Annotated in this window: 2 protein-coding genes and 3 rRNA genes (2 of these 5 running past the window's edge); all 5 read left to right on the forward strand. The window is 43.1% G+C overall.

The annotated features are described in order from the left end of the window. Positions 1-2,274: ribosomal RNA gene (locus BGI23_RS01555) — 23S ribosomal RNA — on the forward strand; it begins 646 nt to the left of the window's first position. A gap of 50 nt (positions 2,275-2,324) precedes the next feature. Beyond that, a 5S ribosomal RNA gene (gene rrf, locus BGI23_RS01560) occupies positions 2,325-2,440 on the forward strand. A 222-nt stretch (positions 2,441-2,662) separates the two neighbouring features. Continuing rightward, positions 2,663-3,622 (forward strand): alpha/beta hydrolase, encoded by a 960-nt coding sequence (locus BGI23_RS01565; protein ID WP_000719801.1) that lies wholly within the window; start codon positions 2,663-2,665, stop codon positions 3,620-3,622. A 165-nt stretch (positions 3,623-3,787) separates the two neighbouring features. Beyond that, positions 3,788-4,519 carry a DsbA family oxidoreductase gene (locus BGI23_RS01570; protein WP_000687959.1) on the forward strand — a complete coding sequence of 244 codons (732 nt, stop codon included), beginning with the start codon at positions 3,788-3,790 and terminating at the stop codon, positions 4,517-4,519. A 324-nt stretch (positions 4,520-4,843) separates the two neighbouring features. Then, positions 4,844-5,000, forward strand: a 16S ribosomal RNA gene (locus tag BGI23_RS01575) (it continues 1,393 nt past the right edge of the window).

Raw genomic sequence — 5,000 nt, forward strand, 5'->3', positions numbered from 1 at the left:
AGGTTAAGCTGAAGAGGCGGAGCCGCAGCGAAAGCGAGTCTGAATAGGGCGTTTAGTACGTGGTCGTAGACCCGAAACCAGGTGATCTACCCATGTCCAGGGTGAAGTTCAGGTAACACTGAATGGAGGCCCGAACCCACGCACGTTGAAAAGTGCGGGGATGAGGTGTGGGTAGCGGAGAAATTCCAATCGAACCTGGAGATAGCTGGTTCTCCCCGAAATAGCTTTAGGGCTAGCCTTAAGTGTAAGAGTCTTGGAGGTAGAGCACTGATTGGACTAGGGGTCCTCATCGGATTACCGAATTCAGTCAAACTCCGAATGCCAATGACTTATCCTTAGGAGTCAGACTGCGAGTGATAAGATCCGTAGTCAAAAGGGAAACAGCCCAGACCGCCAGCTAAGGTCCCAAAGTGTGTATTAAGTGGAAAAGGATGTGGAGTTGCTTAGACAACTAGGATGTTGGCTTAGAAGCAGCCACCATTTAAAGAGTGCGTAATAGCTCACTAGTCGAGTGACTCTGCGCCGAAAATGTACCGGGGCTAAATACACCACCGAAGCTGCGGATTGATACCAATGGTATCAGTGGTAGGGGAGCGTTCTAAGGACAGTGAAGTCAGACCGGAAGGACTGGTGGAGTGCTTAGAAGTGAGAATGCCGGTATGAGTAGCGAAAGACGGGTGAGAATCCCGTCCACCGAATGCCTAAGGTTCCTGAGGAAGGCTCGTCCGCTCAGGGTTAGTCAGGACCTAAGCCGAGGCCGACAGGCGTAGGCGATGGACAACAGGTTGATATTCCTGTACCACCTCTTTATCGTTTGAGCAATGGAGGGACGCAGAAGGATAGAAGAAGCGTGCGATTGGTTGTGCACGTCCAAGCAGTTAGGCTGATAAGTAGGCAAATCCGCTTATCGTAAAGGCTGAGCTGTGATGGGGAAGCTCCTTATGGAGCGAAGTCTTTGATTCCCCGCTGCCAAGAAAAGCTTCTAGCGAGATAAAAGGTGCCTGTACCGCAAACCGACACAGGTAGGCGAGGAGAGAATCCTAAGGTGTGCGAGAGAACTCTGGTTAAGGAACTCGGCAAAATGACCCCGTAACTTCGGGAGAAGGGGTGCTTTCTTAACGGAAAGCCGCAGTGAATAGGCCCAAGCGACTGTTTAGCAAAAACACAGCTCTCTGCGAAGCCGTAAGGCGAAGTATAGGGGGTGACACCTGCCCGGTGCTGGAAGGTTAAGGAGAGGGGTTAGCGTAAGCGAAGCTCTGAACTGAAGCCCCAGTAAACGGCGGCCGTAACTATAACGGTCCTAAGGTAGCGAAATTCCTTGTCGGGTAAGTTCCGACCCGCACGAAAGGTGTAACGATTTGGGCACTGTCTCAACCAGAGACTCGGTGAAATTATAGTACCTGTGAAGATGCAGGTTACCCGCGACAGGACGGAAAGACCCCGTGGAGCTTTACTGTAGCCTGATATTGAATTTTGGTACAGTTTGTACAGGATAGGCGGGAGCCTTTGAAACCGGAGCGCTAGCTCGGTGGAGGCGCTGGTGGGATACCGCCCTGACTGTATTGAAATTCTAACCTACGGGTCTTATCGACCCGGGAGACAGTGTCAGGTGGGCAGTTTGACTGGGGCGGTCGCCTCCTAAAGTGTAACGGAGGCGCCCAAAGGTTCCCTCAGAATGGTTGGAAATCATTCGTAGAGTGCAAAGGCATAAGGGAGCTTGACTGCGAGACCTACAAGTCGAGCAGGGACGAAAGTCGGGCTTAGTGATCCGGTGGTTCCGCATGGAAGGGCCATCGCTCAACGGATAAAAGCTACCCCGGGGATAACAGGCTTATCTCCCCCAAGAGTCCACATCGACGGGGAGGTTTGGCACCTCGATGTCGGCTCATCGCATCCTGGGGCTGTAGTCGGTCCCAAGGGTTGGGCTGTTCGCCCATTAAAGCGGTACGCGAGCTGGGTTCAGAACGTCGTGAGACAGTTCGGTCCCTATCCGTCGTGGGCGTAGGAAATTTGAGAGGAGCTGTCCTTAGTACGAGAGGACCGGGATGGACGCACCGCTGGTGTACCAGTTGTTCTGCCAAGGGCATAGCTGGGTAGCTATGTGCGGAAGGGATAAGTGCTGAAAGCATCTAAGCATGAAGCCCCCCTCAAGATGAGATTTCCCATAGCGTAAGCTAGTAAGATCCCTGAAAGATGATCAGGTTGATAGGTTCGAGGTGGAAGCATGGTGACATGTGGAGCTGACGAATACTAATAGATCGAGGACTTAACCATATAATATGTAGCAAATGTTATCTAGTTTTGAAGGAATATGCCTTCAATAGTTTGGTGATGATGGCAGAGAGGTCACACCCGTTCCCATACCGAACACGGAAGTTAAGCTCTCTAGCGCCGATGGTAGTTGGGACCTTGTCCCTGTGAGAGTAGGACGTCGCCAAGCAAGCTTAAGACGAGTCAGAATGACTCGTCTTTTTTATGTTTCTAACTCCTAATCCTTATTTTTTAATCCTCTTATATTTATTTTCTTTCATTATTTTTGATATGTAGTATAAGATTTTCTATTTTATTTTTTGTAGAAGTAATCTGTCGGTGTGTTAAAATAGTGCAGTTGTTTTTTGAGTATTTGAATATAAGAAGACTTAATTTTGAAAAAGGAGATAATATGAAAAAGATAGGTGTAATTACTATAGTAGTTTTAGTCCTTCTAGCGATTACTTATATGTTAGTTGGGAATTATTTTTATAATTATGCGTTGAATGCGAAACAAGAGAAAGAGTTTTTAGAGGATAACCCTCACTTAGTAGAAACAGTGAATGCATCAGGAGATGTGTTGGCTACAAATGAAGAAAAGGATGCGAACTTTGTATCAAATCATAAACCTAATACACTACACATAAATTCTTTCGATAACTTGAAATTAACGGGTTATGAATATATGAATGAACAATCTAGTCATAAATGGGCAATTGTAGTTCATGGATATGATAGTAGGGCATCGAAAATGACGAAATATATCCGGAACTTTTATGAACAAGGGTATAACGTTATAGCACCAGATCTTCGTGGGCACGGGAATAGTGAAGGGGATTATGTTGGTATGGGCTGGCATGATCGTAAAGACATTTTGATTTGGATTCAACAAATTGTAAAGAAAGATCCTAATGCTGAAATAGGGCTCTTTGGTGTTTCAATGGGTGGTGCAACTGTAATGATGACTTCGGGTGAGGATTTACCTTCTAACGTTAAAGTTATTATTGAAGATTGTGGGTACTCAACTGTTGTTGATGAATTTACGTATCAATTAAAAGATCTATTCCACTTGCCGAAGTTTCCTGTTATGAATGCGGCAAATACAGTTACAAAATTAAGAGCTGGATATGATTTAGAAGAAGCTTCAGCTATTAAACAAGTTGCAAAAAGTAAAACACCGATGCTATTCATTCATGGGGATGCGGATACATTCGTTCCTTTTGAAATGTTAGATGAAGTATATAATGCTGCAAAAGTAGAAAAAGAGAAATTAATTGTTCCAGGTGCTGGACATGGAGAAGCTGAGAAGATAGATTCAAATACGTATTGGAATACGGTATGGAGGTTCGTGGAAAGATATATTCAAGCATAATTAGATTTATATATGCGATAATCAGAAGGTAATACTTTTGATTATCGTTTTTCTATTTATAGATTTATTTTAGGTTGTAGTATATAAGGCTTGAAGCATAAATTTTTGAATTCCTTAGTGCCAGTGCTACAATGATTGAAAACTACATGTTAATGAGGTGTTTCTATGAAAATTGAAGTATGGTCAGATTTTGTATGTCCGTTTTGCTACATTGGGAAACGTAGATTAGAAGTAGCTTTAGAGCAATTTCCTCATAAGAAGGATGTTGAAGTTGAGTTTAAAAGTTTTGAATTAGACCAAAATGCTCCAATCTATTCTGGAACAAGTATTAATGAAGTACTTGCATCAAAGTATGGGATTAGTATTGAAGAAGCGAAACGTAATAACGTGCAGCTAGGTAATCATGCAGCTAGTATGGGTTTAAGTTTTAATTTTGATGAGATGAAGCCGACGAACACTTTTGATGCGCATCGTCTTGCGAAATTTGCAAAGGATCAAGGGAAAGAAAAAGAGATTACGGAAAATCTACTTTTTGCATATTTCACTGAATCGAAAAATTTAAGTGATGTGGATACGCTTGTTACTATAGCTGAAGCTTCAGGTTTAGATAAACAAGAAGCTTTACAGGTTATTAATGATAAAAGCGCATATGCAAATGATGTTAGAGTTGATGAAGCGATCGCTCAGCAATATCAAATTTCAGGAGTGCCTTATTTTATTATTAATCAAAAGTATGCTATTTCAGGTGCACAGCCACTTGAAACTTTTGTTGGTGCACTTCAGCAAGTGTGGGAAGAAGAGAATCCTGTACCTACGTTACAAGAGCTTTCTTCAGAAGGTGGAAGCGATATGTCTTGTACAGATGAAAGCTGTTCGGTACCTTCAAAAGAACAATAGTTTTTATGATGGAAAGCAACCCATAGAGTAGTATATGGGTTGCGTATATATCTGATAGAAGAGGTATGTAAATAGGTTTAAAAAAAATGAAGTTTTTTAAAAAAACGTATTGACGATTAGGGTATAGAGGTGTAATATAGAACGAGTCGCCGATGACAACAACGTCGAAAGCGGCAAAAGAAATGAAAAACTTAGTTGACATTAAAAAACGAAGATGTTAACATAAGGAAGTCGCAAATGAGCGACCAAGTAGTTCTTTGAAAACTGAACGAAACAAACAACGTGAAACGTCAATTTTTATTTTAGATGCTAGACAAACTAACTTTATTGGAGAGTTTGATCCTGGCTCAGGATGAACGCTGGCGGCGTGCCTAATACATGCAAGTCGAGCGAATGGATTAAGAGCTTGCTCTTATGAAGTTAGCGGCGGACGGGTGAGTAACACGTGGGTAACCTGCCCATAAGACTGGGATAACTCCGG

The organism is Bacillus sp. ABP14 (genome assembly GCF_001831375.1).
GTDB classification, from domain to species: domain Bacteria; phylum Bacillota; class Bacilli; order Bacillales; family Bacillaceae_G; genus Bacillus_A; species Bacillus_A paranthracis.

What these genes read in the sequence shown, in the direction of transcription:
- BGI23_RS01565 (WP_000719801.1), top strand. Translation starts at nt 2,663, where the DNA reads ATGAAAAAGATAGGTGTAATTACTATAGTAGTTTTAGTCCTTCTAGCG.
- BGI23_RS01570 (WP_000687959.1), top strand. Translation starts at nt 3,788, where the DNA reads ATGAAAATTGAAGTATGGTCAGATTTTGTATGTCCGTTTTGCTACATT.